The organism is Mesorhizobium sp. M7A.F.Ca.AU.001.01.1.1, from assembly GCF_004022735.1.
In the GTDB taxonomy this organism is placed as follows: Bacteria; Pseudomonadota; Alphaproteobacteria; order Rhizobiales; family Rhizobiaceae; genus Mesorhizobium; species Mesorhizobium ciceri.
The window spans coordinates 1-704 of record NZ_RZPF01001289.1 but is presented as its reverse complement, the minus strand read 5'-3'; the positions used below and the strand labels follow the sequence as shown (position 1 = coordinate 704).

Here is a 704-nt window from a genome sequence, read left to right as displayed (position 1 = left end):
GGTCGATCATGGTCGAATCCATGTCGGCGATCAGGATTTTCTTGCGGCGGGTTTTTTCTTCTTTGACGATCACGTCGACCGACTCGCTGGCGAGTGCCGTGCGCAAGACGGCACTCGTAGCGGCCGCGTCGGCTGCCTCAGGCAGGACGAGATCGCAGGCGATACCTTCGGCCAGCCAGACAACAGCGCTTGCGCCGACCGACCGTGAGGCCATATTCGCAAGCGACAGCGACAAAGCGCGCTCAATGGGACGGGAAACAAGCGTGGCGATGAGCGGCATGGAACATTCCGGCGGGCAGGCGGGCAAGGGCCGCGTGAAGAACGCGATCCTGATAGCCGGGCCGACCGCCAGCGGCAAGTCGGCGCTTGCGCTCGATCTGGCCGAGCGCAGGGGTGGCGTGATCGTCAATACGGATTCCATGCAGGGCTATTCGGTGCTCGACGTGCTGACCGCCCGGCCGGAGGCGGCCGACCTCGCCCGCGCACCGCATTTCCTCTACGGCCATGTCCATCCGGCGACACCCTATTCCACCGGCGCCTGGCTGCGCGACGTGATGAAACTGATCGACGACGGCACATTCTCCGAACGGACAGCGATTTTTGTCGGCGGCACCGGGCTCTATTTTCGCGCATTAGCCGAGGGCATTTCGGAAATGCCCGACATTCCGCAACGGGTCCGCGACCGTTGGCGCTATGAATTGAAG

1 protein-coding gene and 1 pseudogene are annotated in these 704 nt (G+C 63.4%); one reads left to right on the top strand and one right to left on the bottom strand.

What is annotated here, in order from left to right:
- Positions 1-307, bottom strand: a pseudogene (locus tag EN884_RS37715) (phosphoserine phosphatase SerB); the annotation flags it as partial.
- On the opposite strand from EN884_RS37715, the gene EN884_RS37710 reads away from it, so the two are divergent.
- Positions 270-704 (top strand): isopentenyl transferase family protein (locus EN884_RS37710; protein ID WP_281034877.1); only part of this gene is annotated, 435 nt, incomplete at its 3' end. The pseudogene EN884_RS37715 and the gene EN884_RS37710 sit on opposite strands and share 38 nt — an antisense overlap.